Here is a 17,332-nt window from a genome sequence, read left to right on the forward strand (position 1 = left end):
GGCCTAATTCTTGTCGACCGGCTTCGAACGCATTCGCGAAACGGTCTCACGCTCGGCCCGCTTCGAACGCATCGGCGGCAGGCCGCGGTCGACCAGGTCCATGTCTTCCAGCACCATGTCGCCCATCCGCTTGAAAGCGATGTCGAGCGCACCGGCCCGGTGGGCGGAGCGCAGGAACCCCGGCAATGTGCGGACCGGGTGATCCTGGGCAAGCGGCTCCTCAGGAAAAACATCGCTGGCGGCGACGATATGGCCGCTGCGGACGACGTCAATCAGTGCCGGGAAATCGACCACGCCGGCTCGGCTGAGCAGGATGAAAGCGGCTCCCTTGCGCATCCTGGCAAACGCCTCGGCGCCGAGGAAGCCCTGGTTTTCGCGAGTCACCGAAGCGACAACGAAGACGAAATCGCTGTTCGACAGAACGTCGTCGAGAGAGGCGGGCTCGACGCCGTTTTCGATCAGGATCGACGGCGGCAGCCACGGGTCGAAGACTTTTGTCCGCGTGCGAAAGCCTGACAGCAACCGGTTGAGCGCACGGCCAAGATCGCCGAAGCCGATAATGCCGACATCCGCGCCGGAAAGAAGCCGCGCCGCCCGGTTGCCGTCGCCGCCCCACAGCTCCTTGCCCTGTCGAAAGGCGAGGTCGGCGTCGACGATGCCGCGGGCGAGGTTGAGCGCCATGGCAAGGCCGAGCTCGGCCACCGGTTCGGCAAACACCAGCCCGGTGGTGACGACATGGATGCCGCGCGAAAACAGCGTCTCGTAGGGCATGTTGTTGATGAGGTTGCTCTCGACATTGAAGATGCAGCGCAGCGCCTTCATTCTTTCCAGCGTCTCCGGCACGATAGGTGGCTGGCCGACGATGTAGCGCGCCTCGGCAAGGATATCGGCCGGCAGCGCCGCCACCGCTTCGGGCGATATTTCGACGATGCGGTATTTCGATCGAAATTTCGCCAGCGCAGCCGGCGTGAAGATCAGGTCGAGCGTGCGCGGTTCGGGTGCGCTGATCACCAGCGGTAAGGCGCTGTCGGACATGATGATTTCCTCCCGTGCGATCCGCGTCGCACCACACTAGAATCGTCTTCCCCGCCCTGACACCTATCACATGCCTGTCGAGGAGGAGAAGTTTGCCTGCCTTCGGCCTTGCGGTGCGGCGGTCGGTGGTCCAGATAGACGGCGATCGAAGGACGACAAGGAAGACAGCGACATGATCCCGTTTCGAAAGAACCTCATCGATGGAGAGTGGGTAGGCGATGCCGGCTCCCGTAACATCAACCCGTCCAATCTCGACGACGTGGTCGGCGAATATGCATCGGGAGGCGCCGAGCACGCCCGGCAGGCCATCGCGGCGGCGAACGCGGCATTTCCGGCGTGGTCCCGATCGGGCCTGCTGGCCCGCCATGCGGTGCTGAGGAAGGCGTCGGACGAGATCACCGCGCGGAAAGATGAAATCGGCCGGGCGTTGGCGCGCGAGGAAGGCAAGACGCTGGTCGAGGGCATCGGCGAGACTGTTCGCGCCGCCCAGATATTCGACTTCTTCGCCGGCGAGACGCTGCGCCTGTCGGGCGAGCTGGTGCCGAGCGTGCGGCCCGGCGTCGGCGTCGAGATCACCCGTGAAGCGGTCGGCGTCGTCGGCATCATCACGCCGTGGAATTTTCCGATCGCCATTCCGGCTTGGAAAATCGCTCCGGCGCTGGCCTACGGCAACACCATCGTCTTCAAGCCGGCGGAACTCGTTCCGGAGAGCGCCTGGACTATTGTCGACATCCTGCACCGCGCCGGGCTGCCCAAGGGTGTGCTCAACCTGGTGATGGGCAAAGGTTCGGTGGTCGGCCAGGCCATGCTCGACAGTCCTGACCTCAACGCGATCACCTTCACCGGATCGGTCGGCACCGGCAAGCGCGTCGCCGCCGCCAGCGTCGAGCACATGCGCAAGTTTCAGCTCGAAATGGGCGGCAAGAACCCGCTTGTCGTGCTCGACGATGCCGACCTTGCCGTCGCTGTCGACTGCGCCATCAACGGTGCCTACTTCTCGACCGGCCAGCGCTGCACGGCGTCGTCCCGGCTGGTGGTGACGGACGGCATTCACGACCGCTTCGTCGAGGCGCTCAAGGACCGCATGGCCGAGTTGGTCGTCGGCGACGCTCTCGATGCCAAGACCCAGATCGGGCCGGTTGTCGACCAGAGCCAGTTGAAACAGGACGAGGACTATATCGCCATCGGACGTCAGGAAGGTGCCGATCTCGCCTTCGGCGGCGAGCGGCTCGATCGTAAAACCCGCGGCTTCTATTTGCAGCCGGCGCTGTTCACCGAAACCACCAACGCCATGCGCATCTCGCGCGAGGAGATTTTCGGACCGGTCGCCAACGTCATCCGCGTCAAGGATTATGACGAGGCGCTGGCGGTGGCCAACGACACGCCGTTCGGCCTGACCTCCGGCATCTGCACCTCGAGCCTCAAGCATGCCACGCACTTCAAGCGCAATTCGGAAGCCGGCATGGTCATGGTCAATCTGCCGACGGCGGGCGTCGACTTCCACGTGCCTTTCGGCGGGCGCAAGGGATCGAGCTACGGCCCGCGCGAGCAGGGCCGCTATGCCGCAGAGTTCTACACCACGGTGAAGACCGCTTACACGTTTGCCGGCTAAGAAAAGGCGGCAGACCAGCCAGGCAGCGAGCAAGTCGATGGCATCTGAGAATACGGACCTGACCTGGCTCAATCCGCCGCCGCACCACGCCTTCGGCAACAATACGGTGCATGTACGGACCGGCGAGGAGACCGACTTCTGGCGCGAGACGTTCTACGGCTTCTGGCGCGACAATGGCCATTTCCTCTATCGTGAGGTCGAGGGCGATTTCAGCGCCGAAGTCACGATCAAGGGGCACTATGAGGTGCTTTACGATCAGGCCGGGCTTATGGTCCGCCTGAGCGAGACGCACTGGATCAAGGCCGGCATCGAATACACCGACGGGCTGATGTATTTTTCCGTCGTCGTCACCAACGATGCCTCCGACTGGTCGCTGGCCAGCATACCGGCCGATCCGGACGGGGTCAGGATCCGCCTGACCCGCCATGCCGAGACGGTCCGCGTCCAGTATCGCGACGCATTCGACAAGCACTGGAAACCGGTGCGGCTTGCCTATTTCCCCCCGTCGAAAACGGTCGATGTCGGCATGATGTGCTGTTCGCCGCAGCGCGAGGGCTTCGAGGTGACATTCAGCGATTTTTCGATCGGCCCGCCGATCTCGCGAGAGCTTCACGACTAAGGCGCCGCGATCCGGTCGGGCGGTTTGCGTCCGGCCTGCCTCAGTAGGTCGCCCGGCCGCCGGAGACGTCGAAGACGGCAGCCGTCGTGAACGAGCATTCCTCGGACGCGATCCAGCAAATCAGCGCCGCCACCTCATCGACCTCGCCGAACCGCGCCATCGGTATTTTGGACAGCATGAAGTCGATGTGCTGCTGGCTCATCTGCTGGAAGATCGCGGTGCGCACGGCCGCCGGCGTGACGCAGTTCACCGTTACTTTGGTCTTGGCCAGTTCCTTGCCGAGCGATTTGGTCATGCCGATCACCGCCGCCTTGGAGGTGCTGTAGGCCGAGGCGTTCGGGTTACCTTCCTTGCCGGCAATCGAGGCGATGTTGATGATTCTGCCGTAATTGCGTTCGAGCATATGCGGGACCAGCGCCTTGTTGCAGAAGAAGACGCCGTTGATGTTGATGTCGATGACCCGGCGCCAATCCTCTACGGAATACTCCCAGGTCGTCATGTTCGGTCCGGTGATGGCAGCACTGGTGACAAGGACATCGACTGCGCCAAGCGCTTCGATCGTCTCTCCGGCGGCGGCTTCGACGGCTAGGGGGTCGGCAACATCGAGGGTCACGCTGTGCAGGCCTGGAACAATGGCCTTGGCCTGCTCGATCTGGGCGGCATCGCGATCCCATACCGAAACACGCCCGCCTTCGTCAGTGATCCTTTGCGCGACGGCCAGGCCGATGCCTGAGGCGCCGCCGGTGATAACGGCAGATCGTCCGGCAAATCGTCCCGCGAAACTCATCGGCATGTGGTCTTCCTCCCAATTGGCGGCGAATGTGAAGTCAACGGCGGACAAGTTCAAGCGCGGACTTGCAACCTCAGAACAGCTTATGATGGGCCAGCACCGGTCAATTGTACGGCACTGCTTCTGGCCAAATCGTCTCGCCCGGTATGGAGAGCCCGATACGGAGAGAACGGCTGGAACGACGCGCCCGGTTGGCATCCGGGTGACAGGCGGCGCCGGATGGGTTATATTGCACTGCACAATGCGAGCGCCTGCAGGCGAGGCTCCCATCGATCCGACGGATCGGCCCACGAGCGGCCCATGAAATCGGCATTGAGCTGCAAGGACGGAAAACCGCTATCGAGATGAAGATTCCAAAATCTCTGTTGATCGATCCGGACAAGAACACGGTCTATGGCAGCTTTGCCGTTGCCGTCTCGATCTGGGCGTTTTCCTACTCGACCATTTTCGGCCAGGCCATGATCCTGGCCTACTATGCAGTCTGGCTACCGCTCATCCTGGTCGACTACCGCAAGATATTAAGGCACGGCTCCAGCGCCTGGCTTCCGCTGGCCTTTGCAACCTATGTCTGCTTCTCGGTGTTCTGGTCGGCGGCTCCCGGCACCACGGCAAGAACGGCCGTCCAATATTGCTCCCATATCGCCTGCGCCTACATTGCCGCGCGCACCGTCAGCGTCCGGACCTTGACCATAGGCGCCCTGATCGGGATTTTCGTCGTCCTGCTCTACTCGCTCAAGGTCGCGAGCTATTCCTACGATGTTCTCGATGGGACGTATAATTTCGTCGGCGCGTTCAGCTCCAAGAACCAGATCGGCTTTGTCGCATCGCTTGGCATCTATTTCTGCGTTGTCTACCTGGCCTTTCTCAGGCGCGGCCGGATAAGCTGTTTGTTGATCGTACCGATTGTCCTTCTATCGGGCTATCTGCTGGTGGTGTCGCATTCCGCCACTTCGATGGCATCTACCCCCGCGGTTCTCGCTCTTGTCGCCCTGCTTTCCATCGGCAAGCTGCTTTCGCTCCGCCATCGCCGGGTAATTTTCATAATCGGTGCGGGCGGGCTGGTCTCCTGCACCGTGATTGCGCTGAATCTCGGGCTGATGGACTTTGTCCTTGGCCTTTTCGGCAAGGATTCGACGCTCACCGGACGAACCTACCTCTGGCAACAGGGCTGGAATGCCGCGCAGCAATCGCCCATCCTCGGCGTCGGCTACGCGGCTTATTGGGTGCAGGGCTTCTCCGAGGCCGAGCGGCTGTGGAACGAATTCTATATCGCCGCGCGAAGCGGCTTCCACTTCCACAACACCTACATCGAGACCTTGGTGGAACTCGGCTTCGTCGGCGCGACACTGCTTTCGCTGATCATCCTGCGCACGCTCTGGGGTCACGTCTCGGCGCTGATATTCAGGACATGGCAAGCCGACTCCGTGATTCTTGCCGGCGTCATGGTGCTTCTGTTCATCCGATCCTTCGTCGAGGTCGAGACCCTCAATCCCTACATCATGGGATCGTTCCTGCTGTACTACAGCTACTTCAAGCTGGTGAGGGTGCCGGCCGTCGCTCCTTCCCGGTGGAGCGCCGTGAACCATCTTGAGGAACCGGACGCCGTGCGAGGCTAGAGCGGGCGGATCCAGGCGGTTCGTTGCCCGAAGGCCGCCTTGTTTTCTGACCCATAAGATCCCAAACGCAAAAACCCCGCAGACCGCTGCCTGCGGGGTTGGTGCTTTGCTCCGGTGGAAAGAAGCTACTGGATGGCCAGGGGCGCCGGTTTGACCTTGATCACGTCCCCTGGCAGCACCGGCGTGTCTTCATCGGCGGTGATTTCGCTGGTCTTGCCGTCGACCACCCGCACCAGGGAAAATGATAAGGCCGCTGGTTCGTTGTTGCCGTAGAATTGCGGCATGGGGCTGCCCGACAAGGCTTCGGACATCAAGGCCTTTTCCATATTCAGCTTCAGCGTCACCTCGTTGAGATCGGCTTCCGTCTGTTGCCGGTCGGTCGCGAGGCTGGAGTTCTGGGTATTCTCGAGATCGATGGCGTCCTGGGTGGCCTTGCTGATCGACTGCTTGGCCGTGAGAATCGCCGTTTCGTAATCCAGGATCTGGCCCTCGAGATCGGCGATGGTTTGCTGCGAGTTCAAAACCCGCGTGTTGACGACCAGGCCCTTTTGCGCCAGCGAGCCGATGCCGTTGAGCTGCTCCTTCGCCAGATCAACCTGCTTCTGCTGGTTGACGATCTTTTTCTGCAGCGAATCGATCTCGCTCTGCAGCAGCGCCTTCAAATCGTCGAGCGCCTGCAAGCGCAGCTTGAGTTTCTTCTGGTCGGCCGCCAGGATCGCCGTCTCATCGGCAACGATGCTGGGCAGCTTCGGATCGTCGGCCACCTCTTTCGGCACCGCGAATGCCGGCTTGTCCGCCAGTTCCGCTTCGATGCGGGCGCGCTTGACGGTCAGCCTGACCAATTGGTCTTGTAATACGTCGAAATTGCCCTTCGCATTGATCAGGTCGCGGTCGTAGCGCTGCCCGCTCTCCGGGTTCCGCCGGGCTCCGCCGGCAATGCTCATCGCTTTCAGCACGGACAACCCAGGCACACAAGGATACTGGCCGGGCGATTGCACCTCGCCGGAGATGTAGAATGGCCGGTACTGTGCCATTTCGACGGAAGCCTCCGGCTTGTCGGCCAGAGCGAGCTTGCGCTGCAGCGCCTCGCCGAGCGATGCGGCGATCTCCGAAGTCGTCTTGCCGGATGCGGGCATCTCGCCGACGAAGGGAACCGACAAGGTTCCAGCGGGCCCGACCGTGTATTCTCCATTGATGGCCGACCAGTCACGGAACGTGCCTTCGACGGTCTGCCATTCCGCCACGCGAATGGTCAGCTTGTCCTGTGCTCCTAGGCGATAGTCGTCGGCGAAGGCAAACTGTGGCAAGGCGAGCGACAGCGTCAGGCCGGTCGCCATTGTAAGGCAAGTCGTCAAAAGCCGTACTCGCCGCATGCGTCTGGAGAGAATACCGGTGCAAAAAATATCGATTGTATCTGCTTTCAACTGAGCGTTTCCGATCTGGTTTGCCCCGCCCGATGAGCTGCCGATGCCTGAGTTAGGGGCCTGAGTTCCAGGCCCGAATTCTGGACAGTCGCTCCTCGATGCACGGCCAGCAAGCGGCCGTCAGTAGCAGCCTCGCGACATCCAGACCGCGGGTACGGTCTTGATGATGATGCGGATGTCTTCGAACATCGACCAGTTCTCGACATAGTGCCTGTCGAATGCGACGCGGCTGTCATACGAAACATCGTTGCGTCCGCTGACCTGCCACAGCCCTGTCAGGCCGGGGCGCGATTTAAGATAATAGACGGCCGAATTGCCATAAATCTCCAGCTCATCGCGCACCACGGGACGAGGCCCGACCAGGCTCATATCCCCCTGCAGGATGTTGATGATCTGCGGCAACTCATCGAGGCTGAGCTTCCTCAGCACCGCTCCGACGCGCGTGATCCGCGGGTCGTTCTTCAACTTGCGGGTCGCTATCCATTCGGCGTTGGCCTCCGGATTCGCGGCGAGATAGGCAGCAAGCACCCGCTCGCCGTCTGGAACCATGGTGCGGAACTTGAGGCACGGAAAAATCCGTCCTCCGCGGCCGATCCGGCTGTGACCATAGAAAATCGGCCCGCCATCGGAAAACCTGACAAGCAGCGCTATCATCACGAACAGCGGGCTGAGAGCGACCAGGCCGATCAGCGAACCGACAATATCGAAGCTGCGTTTGAGCAGGCCGCCAATCGGTGGCGGAAAATCGACGCCGGCCTGCGAAAAATCCGCATCGGCCGGCTTGGCTACGTCCCTCATGCGTAAACTCCATACGTTGAACGGATGGTTTACCGCACGATACCAAAAAAATGTTGCAGCGCAACACACAATTTCCCAGACGGCTGTAATAGTCGCGTCATGAACTGACTAAATAATAAACTCGTCCTGCACAAAATTTCGCCTTTATGTCGCAAAAGAGACAGATTATGGGCAATTTTGGAAAAACTAGTCCTATTTTGGGGCTGATTTTAGGCGAATCGCTCTTTATACCCTCCTGTGGAGCTTTGCCGTCATTTAGAATTTCAAGATAATGACTGATGTTATGCTAAAATACTATTCAATATTATAAATCTTACTGGAGTGAGTCGATATCCGGCAATCAGTGGTGATGCCGACGTGTGCGTTGCACCATGGCAGAGTCGATCCCGAGGATTCGTTTAAAATTTATTGCGCAGCTGCCCTTGCCGCCTATTGCGCGGCTCAATAGAGTTGCAAATTGTTTCTGTCGGACTATGGACAGATTGGGCTAGGCCGGAAGCAACCGGCCAGAAGCGGGCAACCTAAATAAGCTCGCAGAGTTTAAGGGAGGTGCTCGGGGTGGGCTTGTCGACATTTTTTCCCGAGCCGGTTGATGGGCTATCGGGTATGTCACTGCCAAAGTTCATTATCGGAATGTGTTTTGCGCTGGCGATCGTGATCGTCTGGTCCTATTTAGGCGGCGCCTCGCTCGGTACGACGCTGTTTCGTGTCATCGGCTGCGCTATAGTCATCCAACTGGGTTATTTTCTGCTGGTCTTTGCCATGGTTGCCAGAAATGCCCCGACCCCGGCCGACAAAATCCGCGACGCTGAACGAAAGCTGAGTTCGAACGAAGCGGCCGAAGCCGAGAAACTCAGCGCCAGGAGAGGCCTTCACTGATTTCGGGCCTGGCCGCGGTCTGCGATGTCCATGTGACCTGTGGTCAAGCTCGCCGGTCCCCTGACGAATTGCTCACCTCAACGACACGGGCAGTCGGCATTCCTGTTCTTTCAATTCCTTGACACTGCGGGCCTCGACGCGCTCGCTCCGCCCCGCCGCCGTCCGGTCGGCGAGGATCAGCAACTGGTTTCTGCCAGTTGAGCGCTCTGATGGAGCGTGTAGGAACGGCTCTGCCAAGCGGCGCATTTCTGGAGCCATCCCGATTGAGGCTCGCCGCCTGCCCAACCGGGCCATGACACCCAGCAAAATGAAAAACTGGACGGCGCCGATGATTTTGGCGATGCTTGCTTCGCACTTGCAGCATAGGCGTTTGGGCCGATGCATTTCAGGATGGGCGGTGGGGCATTGAGCGGACGGGGCGAGGAAATCCGCAACGGCTTCTGCAACCGAGAGGCATGTCTATGACATCATTCCAGGTCTGCGTGATCATCGCCGCCCGCAATGCGGCGCGGACAATCCCGGCTGCCATTGCATCGGCATTACGCGAGCCTGAGGTTGCGGAGGTTGTCGTCGTCGACGACGCGTCCACCGACGATACCGCGAAAGTCGCCCACGCGGCCGGCGACGGCACGGGCCGTCTTTCCGTCATCCGCTTCGACGCCAATCGCGGCCCATCCTTTGCACGCAACGCCGCGATTGCCGGTTCCAGGTCGCCGTTCATCAGCATTCTGGACGCTGATGATTTCTTTTTCGAAGGCAGGTTTCACAGACTGTTCGCCAGCACCGATTGGGATTTCGCCGCAGACAACATCATGCTTGTCAGGGATGACGCGGCAACCGACGTTTCGAAAATCGTGGCTCCACCGTTCTCGCCCGAGCCGGAATTCCTCGATTTCGAGGGTTTCATCGACGCCAACATCTCCAGGCGCCGTGTGCAACGAGGGGAACTGGGGTTCCTCAAACCCGTGATCAGCCGCGCCTTCCTCGATCGGCATGGGCTGCGCTACGACGAGAAGCTGCGCCTGGGTGAAGACTATGAACTCTATGCGCGCGCGGTTGCCCTTGGCGCGCGCTTCAAGGTCATCAAATCCTGTGGCTACGGCGCGATCGTGCGCGCCGATTCGCTGAGCGGACGGCACAAGACCCAGGACCTGAAGCATCTGGCCGATGCCGACCTGGCACTGCTTGCGATCGACAGTTTGCCGGAGGCATCGAAGGCTGCGCTGAGAAGGCACGAGCGGCACATCCGCGACAAATACCGGTTGCGGAAGTTTTTAGACGTGAAGGCTGAGCGCGGGTTGGCACCGGCCGCGGCCTACGCCTTGGCCGGCTCGTCCAACCTCACAGCCGTCGTCCGCGGCGTTGCCTCCGACAAGCTGGATGCGCTGTTTCGCCGCGCTGGTCTCGCTGCGAAGCGTCAGCATGTGCCGCCGCTGCGCTTCCTCATGGCCGGAACCAGCACGGCCAACGAAAGCTAGGCACGTCAACGTGCGATGGCGGTAGCCACTCCCTTACCCTTCGGTCGGCTCGCACCATTTCAACGAGATTCATGAGTTTACGATCTAGGTGGTTGCCTATGCGCGCAGGGAATGGCAATCTATGTTGCGGTGCAGCAATTTTGGACGGCCAACCGAACTGGCCCGAGACATACCCTGTCGGAGGAGCTGGACGATGCAAGAAATGTCTTTTGAATGTGGACGGGCACTAAGGCCGTTCACCAGCTCGACGATGATGGGGCGCTGACTGCATGGCCTCGATCTTTCGCTTCCGGTCGAGAGATCCGGCGCGCGACACGCAGACCGACACCTCGCGCCTTGATCGGTTGGCAAAGCTGCTGGACCAGATCTCGGCCGAAGTCGAGGCGGAGAAGAGCGGCCTTGAGAACCGCTACAGGACAACGGCTACCAATGCCGCCTTTCTGGTTGAGGCGATGGAGAACGGAACGGTCTCCTCTCGCAGGTCTTCCGAAGTCGGCGAACTGACCAGGTCGATCCTGAATTGCGAGCGGCGCATCGCAGCGCTGTCGCGCCAGATGCAGAAGATGAAGGATCTCCGTCATTCGCTGGATGAAATCTTCGAAGAGAAGCGGCAGAACGGTCCCGACATAAGGACCGATTTTGTGAAGCCCGCCGATTCCGGCACAGGCTGAGCGAACACCCGGGTCGGCGCAATGGTTTTAGGCACAACACGGAGCTTGGGAGCGACAGAGGTCAAGATCAGGTTGTTTCGTCACGGTTCGAACGATCGCTTTGGGGGCGCACAGCACAAGGTGAGTTTGATATGAACGCAGATCTTAAAAGCACGCCCGCCCCGGCAACCCGAGGCACCCCGTTCACGCGCCCGATCCCAGGCAAGCTGCGGCGGCTCCGTTCAGACGGCGCGTTTCTGCTGGTCGTTCTCGGCAGTCTGGTTGCGGGCCTGGTGCCCGCCGGCGCGCAGGATCTCCCAACCGCGCCGTCCTTTGTCGATGATTTCACCAGCCTCAGTCGCGCGCGCTGGTACATTTCCGACGGCTGGACGAACGGCAAGCATCAGAACTGCACCTGGTCCAAAAGCCTGATCGGGCTTTCCGACGGCATGCTGACGCTCGGTTTCGAGAAGCGCAAGCTGAAGGATCGCGAATTCGCCTGCGCCGAGATCCAGACCAAGCAGCGCTTCGGCTACGGCACCTACGAGGCGCGGATGAAGACCGACACGGGCTCTGGCGTCAACGCGGCATTCTTCAGCTTCGTCGGCGATGCCGACAAGCAGCCGCATGATGAAATCGACTTCGAGGTGCTGACCAAGGACACGTCCAAGGTCCAGGTCAATGCCTACATAGCCGGCAAAGGCAAGAACGAGAAACTGGTCGACGTCGCCGGCGGCACCGACAAGGCCTTCAACGACTACGCCTTCGTCTGGGAAAAGGACCGGCTGCGCTGGTACGTCAACGGCAAGCTTGTCCACGAGATCACCGATCCGGCGAAGCTGCCCACCCATTCGCAAAGGATCTATTTCAGCCTGTGGGGCAGCGATACGATGAAGGGCTGGATGGGGCCGTTCTCGGATCCGGGCCGCAAGCTCACCATGCAGGTGGATCGTGTTGCATTCACCGCACTTGGCCAGCCCTGCCAATTCCCCGAATCGCTGGCATGCAACACAAACTAGAAGCGCATCTGAACCGGCCGGGCCGAAGGTGGTCGGAAAACCGAAGCTCGAACAGGCCCGAAGCCTTGAACAGGGATGAAACCGAATGAATTTGACTGTCTTTGGAATCGGCTATGTCGGTCTTGTACAGGCGGCGGTGCTTGCCGAAGTCGGCCATCAGGTGGTCTGCGTCGACATCGATGCAAAAAAGGTCGAGCGGCTCAACCAGGGTCATGTCCCGATCTTCGAGCCTGGGCTCGAAAACATCGTCAAGGAGAACCATGCCGCCGGCCGCATCAAGTTCACCACCGACGCCGCCGCGGCGATCAAGCATGGCCAGATCCAGATGATCGCCGTCGGCACGCCGCCGGGCGAGGATGGTTCGGCCGACCTCAAATATGTGCTGGCCGTCGCCGAGGCCATCGGTCGTGAGATGGACGAGCCCAAGATCGTCGTCGGCAAGTCGACCGTGCCCGTCGGCACCTGCGAAAGGATAAAGGCCAGGATCGCCGCAACGCTGAAGGCGCGCGGGCGCGAGGATCTGGCTTTCGACGTCGCCTCCAATCCGGAATTCCTCAAGGAAGGGTCCGCTGTGAGCGACTGTATGAAGCCCGACCGCATCATCGTCGGCACCAGCAACGAGGACACCGAGGCGGTGATGCGCGAACTCTACGCGCCGTTCAACCGCAACCACGAAAAGATGATCGTCATGGATGTGCGCAGTGCCGAGTTCACCAAATACGCGGCCAATTGCATGCTGGCGACCAAGATCAGCTTCATGAATGAAATGGCCAACCTGGCCGAGCAACTGGGCGCCGACATCGAGGAAGTCCGCAAGGGCATCGGCAGCGACCCGCGGATCGGCTACCACTTCATCTATCCGGGCCTCGGCTATGGCGGCTCGTGTTTCCCGAAGGATGTGCGTGCCCTGATCAAGACCGCCGAGGCCGTCAAGTTCGACGCCAAGCTGCTGCGTGCCGTCGAGGAGCGCAACAACCAGCAGAAGTCGGTCCTGTTCGAGAAGGTGGACCGCTATTTCAAGGGCAATCTCAAAGGCAAGACATTTGCGCTGTGGGGCTTGGCCTTCAAACCCAATACCGACGACATGCGCGAGGCCCCGGCCCGCACGCTGATGGAAGCGCTCTGGGCCGCCGGTGCCAATGTCCAGGCCTACGATCCCGAGGCGATGCAGGAATGCCAGGCGATCTACGGGCTGCGCGACGACCTGCAACTGTGCGGCACCAAGGAGGCCGCGCTGCGAGGCGCCGATGCGCTCTTGATCGTGACCGAGTGGAAAAGCTTCAGCGCGCCGTCTTTCGATGCGCTGAAGAACGCGCTGACCACGCCCGTTATCTTCGACGGACGCAATCTCTACGACCCCAAGGTCATCGCCCGCCACGGCATCGAATACCACAGCATCGGCAGAATGGCGGCGTGACGCTAGGGCGGTCCAGCAAGGAGCCAGGTCCATGAAAGTTCTGTTTGCGGGCGGCAACGGCTACACGCCGCAGTTCAGCGGTGGCGTTCAGTCGAGCACGCATCATCTGGTCGAGCAGCTGCGCGAGCACGGTCATGACGCCTCGGTTCTGGCGGCGCTGTTCGGTGACGGCATGTTCGGCTTCAAGGCGCGCGCCAAGATGAAGCTGCTTCGCCAGCGAGCGGTCATCGACAGCTATCCCGGCTATCCGGTCGTGCGGGCATGGTTTCCCTGGGAGGCGGCGCGCTTCGCGGTCGAACGGCTCGATCCCGATGTCGCCGTCGTGCAGTGCCACAAATCGGTGCCGATCGGAAAGGCGCTGCAGGCGCTCGGAATACCGCTGGTGGTCTATCTGCGGAACGTCGAATTCCACGAATTGGCCGGCGACCTGCGCGAATTGCATTCGGCGCTTTATATCGCCAATTCCGAATTCACTGCGCGCACCTATAAGGAAAGGTTCGGCATCGACTCGACCGTGATCCCGCCGACCATCAATCCCGGGCTCTACAGCACGCCGACCACCGGTGAATTCGTCACGCTGATCAATCCTTACAACGAAAAAGGGTTCGAACTCGCCGTGCGCATCGCCGGCCAATGCCCCGAAATTCCGTTCCTGTTCGTCGAAAGCTGGAAGCTCGACGACGACCATCGGGCGCAGATCGAACAGATCATCGCCCCGCTGCGCAACGTCAGGCTGGAAAGCCGCACCAGCGACATGAAGACCGTCTATGGCCGCACCAAGATCCTGCTGGCGCCCAGCAAATGGGAAGAGGCCTGGGGGCGGGTGGCATCCGAGGCCCATTGCAGCGGCATTCCAGTCGTCGGGTCCCGTCGCGGCGGCCTGCCGGAGGCGATTGGCGCCGGCGGCGTGGTGCTCGACTATGACGCACCGCTCGACGACTGGGTCGCCGCGGTCAGGCGACTATGGAGCGACAAGGCCGAGTACGATCGGCTGTCGGCGGCGGCGCAGCTGTTTTCGGAGCGGCCGCAAATGAACCCCGACGGCCAGTTCGCGACTTTTCTCGGCGTTCTCGACCGCGCCAGGCAAGGCGCGCTGGAGCGTGCCGCCTGATGCAATTCGTCCAAAACCATCCACGTCGTTCAAAAGCCTGCCTTTGCGCCTGACCCAGGGGTGGGAGCTGCTTTGGGACAACGACACGCACAACACCGGACGCTTGAGGCGCCTCGCACGGCGGCGACGGGCGTCATCCCTCATCCGCGCGAGCAGATCGCCGACCGGCCTCGAAAGATCGTCCATTCGATGAAGATTTGCTTCGTAGTTGATAAGTTCCCCTCTTTGTCGGAGACCTTCGTCCTCGACCAGATAGAAGGGTGCCTCGAGCGCGGCATGCAAGTCGGCGTCGTCTGCAACGAGACGTCCTTCGGCAAGGACAGCAACATCGACGATCGCCGCTGGCAGGCTCTCCCTGGCAAGGTCGTCTGCTGGTGGGGCGGGCTGGGGCGCTTTCGGCCGACGCTCAGGAGATGGTCGGGCAGGTTCTGGGATAAGCTCTCGACCGCTGTCGACATCGCTTTTGCGCGCAAGTTGCAGAACGCCGATGTGATCGTCGCGCATTTCGGCAATAACGGCATGCGCGTCGCCCGCGCCATGAAACGAGGCCGGATTTCCGCTCCGCTGGTGACCATATTCCACGGCCGCGATGTCGGCGAACCGCTGCATGACAACACGCTCACGCGCTACAAGGTTGTCTTCGACAAGGGCGTTCTCCAGCTCCCGGTGAACGCGTTTTTCCGCGACGCCCTGATCGGCGTCGGCGCACCCCCGGCGCAAGTCATGGTTCACCATATGGGCGTGCGGCCCGGTGAGATCGGCTACCATTGGCGTTCCTGGGACCGGGACACGCTGTCCTTCATCTCGGTCTGCCGGCTGACCGAAAAGAAGGGCATCGAATTCGCCCTTCGGGCGCTCGCCAGCCTGCCGCGGCGCGACTGGGTCTATTCGGTGATTGGCGGCGGCGAATTGCTGGAAGAGTTGAAGAAGCTCGCCGCAAATCTCGGCATTGCCGACCGGGTGACTTTCCTCGGGCCGCGTCCGCATGCCGAGGTCAAGCAGCGCCTGCGCAATGCCCACGTATTCCTGCTGCCTAGCGTAGCCGCGCGAGACGGCGATCTCGAGGGTATTCCGGTGGCGCTGATGGAAGCTATGGCCGCCGGGCTGATCGTCGTCAGCACCTATCACTCGGGCATCCCCGAACTGATCGAGGATCAGGAGACAGGCTTCCTCGCACCGGAGCGAGACGTTGCGGCGTTGGCCCGCAAGCTTGTCTGGGTGGCAGAGAACCCGGACAAATGCGAGCGCATCGCATATGCGGCGCGCCGCAAGATCGAGCAGGATTTCAACGCGGACGTACTCAACGAACGTTTTGCGCAGATCGTTGCTCAACTGGCCGAAGCCAGGCAGCCGGCATGAACGCCAACCCGCCCCCCCAGTTCGGTCGCGTCGCCCTGCGCGGCGGCATGGTGACGATCGGCGCGCAAGGCTTCAAGATGGCGATCCAGTTTCTCTCGGTCATCGTGCTTGCCCGTCTGCTCGTGCCCGAGGATTTCGGCCTGGTGGCTTCCGTCGGGCCGATCGTGGCCTTTGTCGGGCTGCTTCAAAATCTTGGCCTGCAACAGGCTGTGGTCCAGCGCAAGGATATCAGCACCGAGCAGCTCAACCAGGTATTCTGGATCAGTGCGCTGGTGGGGATGGGCAGTGCCGTGGTGGTTGCATGCCTGGCACCCGCCATCGCTGCCTTCTATGGCGATCAACGCATGGTCGGGATCACCATCGGCTCTGCCTTGCCGCTGCTGCTTGGCAGCCTCGCCGCGGTGCCGCTGGCGCTGATGAACCGTCACTTGCGCTTTGGCCAACTCGCGCTGAACGATGTGATTACCGCCGCTGCCGGACTTGCGACTACCGCAATCGCCGCCTATGCGGGGCTGGGCTACTGGTCGCTGGTCATTGGCCCGGCGGTTTCGGCTGTTGTCGCGCTGGTCGCGGCATGGCAGGTGGCGCGCTGGACGCCGTCGCGGCCGGACCTGAAGGTCGATACCGACATATTGTCCTTCGGCGCCAATCTGACCGGCTTCAATCTGGCCAACTTCTTCTCGCGCAATCTCGACAACATCCTGATCGGAAAATATTCGGGCGCGATCGAGCTCGGCTATTATGACCGCGCCTACAAGCTCCTGCTGTTTCCGCTGCAGAACATCAACCAGCCGCTGACACGCGTGATGGTGCCGCTGCTGAGCCGCATCCATGAGGACAAGGCGCGGTTTCGCGACATCTACGTGCGAACCAATTGGATGCTGGCGGCCATCACTATGCCCGGCATCGCGGCGCTGACGCTGACGTCGGACCAGGTCGTCGGGCTCCTCTTCGGCGAGCGCTGGACGGCGGTGGCGCCGATCTTCGCCTGGCTGGGCATCGCCAGCCTGATCCAGTCCGTCTCGAGCACCACCGGATGGATCTTCATCTGCCAGGGCAAGACCAAGACCATGTTCCACTGGGGCATCTACTCGTCGCTGACGACGGTCGCCGCCTTCATCATCGGCCTGCACTGGGGCGCCGTCGGTGTCGCGGCGGCCTACGCGATCAGCGGTTATGTGCTGCGCGTCCCGGTACTTGCCGTTCTTGTCCACCGGGTCGGCCCGGTGACCGCAGCCGACTTCCTGGTCATGCAGGGACTATTCATCGCGTCGTCGCTGCTTGCCTGGTCCGTGTACCGCGAGTTGCCGGCATCGCTGACCAGCCAGTCAGACCTGCTCGCGGTGGTCCTGGCGGGTGCCCTCAATTATTCGATCGGCCTGGTCCTCATGCTCGCCCTTCGCCAGTCGCGCAGCGCCCTGTTCACCACGCTTTCCAGCGCCATGCGCAACGCCCGCTAGGCCGGCAATCACCGGCCTCAAAAGCTCACCTGCCGACATCGCCGACGCATGCTCCTCAAGCACTG

Annotated in this window: 15 protein-coding genes; 11 read left to right on the forward strand and 4 right to left on the reverse strand. The window is 61.3% G+C overall.

Annotation, left to right across the window (positions count from 1 at the left end; all coding sequences use genetic code 11):
- Positions 1-3: 3 nt before the first annotated feature.
- Positions 4-1,035: a hydroxyacid dehydrogenase gene (locus tag NKH28_RS01515; protein WP_352977582.1), complete on the reverse strand. Its 1,032-nt coding sequence runs from the start codon at positions 1,033-1,035 to the stop codon at positions 4-6.
- 175 nt (positions 1,036-1,210) lie between these two features.
- On the opposite strand from NKH28_RS01515, the gene NKH28_RS01520 reads away from it, so the two are divergent.
- Complete coding sequence (locus NKH28_RS01520) at positions 1,211-2,647, forward strand: aldehyde dehydrogenase family protein (RefSeq protein WP_352977772.1); 1,437 nt, start codon at positions 1,211-1,213, stop codon at positions 2,645-2,647.
- A gap of 37 nt (positions 2,648-2,684) precedes the next feature.
- Positions 2,685-3,266: a DUF1349 domain-containing protein gene (locus NKH28_RS01525; protein WP_352977584.1), complete on the forward strand. Its 582-nt coding sequence runs from the start codon at positions 2,685-2,687 to the stop codon at positions 3,264-3,266.
- A 40-nt stretch (positions 3,267-3,306) separates the two neighbouring features.
- Here NKH28_RS01525 and NKH28_RS01530 read toward each other — a convergent pair whose 3' ends face one another.
- Complete coding sequence (locus NKH28_RS01530; protein WP_352919275.1) at positions 3,307-4,059, reverse strand: SDR family NAD(P)-dependent oxidoreductase; 753 nt, start codon at positions 4,057-4,059, stop codon at positions 3,307-3,309.
- 341 nt (positions 4,060-4,400) lie between these two features.
- Here NKH28_RS01530 and NKH28_RS01535 point away from each other — a divergent pair, with 341 nt between their 5' ends.
- Positions 4,401-5,672: an O-antigen ligase family protein gene (locus NKH28_RS01535; RefSeq protein WP_352919277.1), complete on the forward strand. Its 1,272-nt coding sequence runs from the start codon at positions 4,401-4,403 to the stop codon at positions 5,670-5,672.
- A 125-nt stretch (positions 5,673-5,797) separates the two neighbouring features.
- Here the strand turns inward: NKH28_RS01535 and NKH28_RS01540 are convergent, their stop codons facing one another.
- Together NKH28_RS01540 and NKH28_RS01545 are read right to left on the reverse strand one after the other, a co-directional pair.
- A complete protein-coding gene (locus tag NKH28_RS01540; protein WP_352540403.1) occupies positions 5,798-7,009 on the reverse strand; it encodes a polysaccharide biosynthesis/export family protein in 1,212 nt (403 codons plus the stop codon).
- Between the two features lie 207 nt (positions 7,010-7,216).
- Positions 7,217-7,894, reverse strand: a complete 678-nt coding sequence (locus NKH28_RS01545) for a sugar transferase (protein ID WP_023676307.1) — start codon at positions 7,892-7,894, stop codon at positions 7,217-7,219.
- 558 nt (positions 7,895-8,452) lie between these two features.
- Between NKH28_RS01545 and NKH28_RS01550 the strand changes: the two genes are divergently transcribed.
- From NKH28_RS01550 to NKH28_RS01585, 8 genes are all read left to right on the forward strand, one after another.
- Entirely contained in the window at positions 8,453-8,773 is a 321-nt protein-coding gene (locus NKH28_RS01550) for an exopolysaccharide production repressor protein (RefSeq protein ID WP_352469919.1), read from the forward strand.
- 455 nt (positions 8,774-9,228) lie between these two features.
- Positions 9,229-10,251, forward strand: a complete 1,023-nt coding sequence (locus NKH28_RS01555) for a glycosyltransferase family 2 protein (protein ID WP_352469920.1) — start codon at positions 9,229-9,231, stop codon at positions 10,249-10,251.
- A gap of 269 nt (positions 10,252-10,520) precedes the next feature.
- Positions 10,521-10,922 carry a hypothetical protein gene (locus tag NKH28_RS01560; protein WP_352469921.1) on the forward strand — a complete coding sequence of 134 codons (402 nt, stop codon included), beginning with the start codon at positions 10,521-10,523 and terminating at the stop codon, positions 10,920-10,922.
- 131 nt (positions 10,923-11,053) lie between these two features.
- A complete protein-coding gene (gene exoK / locus NKH28_RS01565; RefSeq protein WP_352767249.1) occupies positions 11,054-11,920 on the forward strand; it encodes an endo-1,3-1,4-beta-glycanase ExoK in 867 nt (288 codons plus the stop codon).
- Positions 11,921-12,005: 85 nt separating this feature from the next.
- Positions 12,006-13,337 (forward strand): UDP-glucose dehydrogenase family protein, encoded by a 1,332-nt coding sequence (locus tag NKH28_RS01570; RefSeq protein WP_352469923.1) that lies wholly within the window; start codon positions 12,006-12,008, stop codon positions 13,335-13,337.
- A gap of 31 nt (positions 13,338-13,368) precedes the next feature.
- Entirely contained in the window at positions 13,369-14,448 is a 1,080-nt protein-coding gene (locus NKH28_RS01575) for a glycosyltransferase (RefSeq protein WP_352872239.1), read from the forward strand.
- Between the two features lie 189 nt (positions 14,449-14,637).
- Positions 14,638-15,807: a glycosyltransferase gene (locus NKH28_RS01580; RefSeq protein WP_352977586.1), complete on the forward strand. Its 1,170-nt coding sequence runs from the start codon at positions 14,638-14,640 to the stop codon at positions 15,805-15,807.
- A complete protein-coding gene (locus tag NKH28_RS01585; protein WP_352813834.1) occupies positions 15,804-17,267 on the forward strand; it encodes a lipopolysaccharide biosynthesis protein in 1,464 nt (487 codons plus the stop codon). The genes NKH28_RS01580 and NKH28_RS01585 overlap by 4 nt, the downstream gene beginning before the upstream one ends.
- Positions 17,268-17,332 lie beyond the last annotated feature (65 nt).

It is taken from the genome of Mesorhizobium sp. M1227 (assembly GCF_040318315.1).
In the GTDB taxonomy this organism is placed as follows: domain Bacteria; phylum Pseudomonadota; class Alphaproteobacteria; order Rhizobiales; family Rhizobiaceae; genus Mesorhizobium.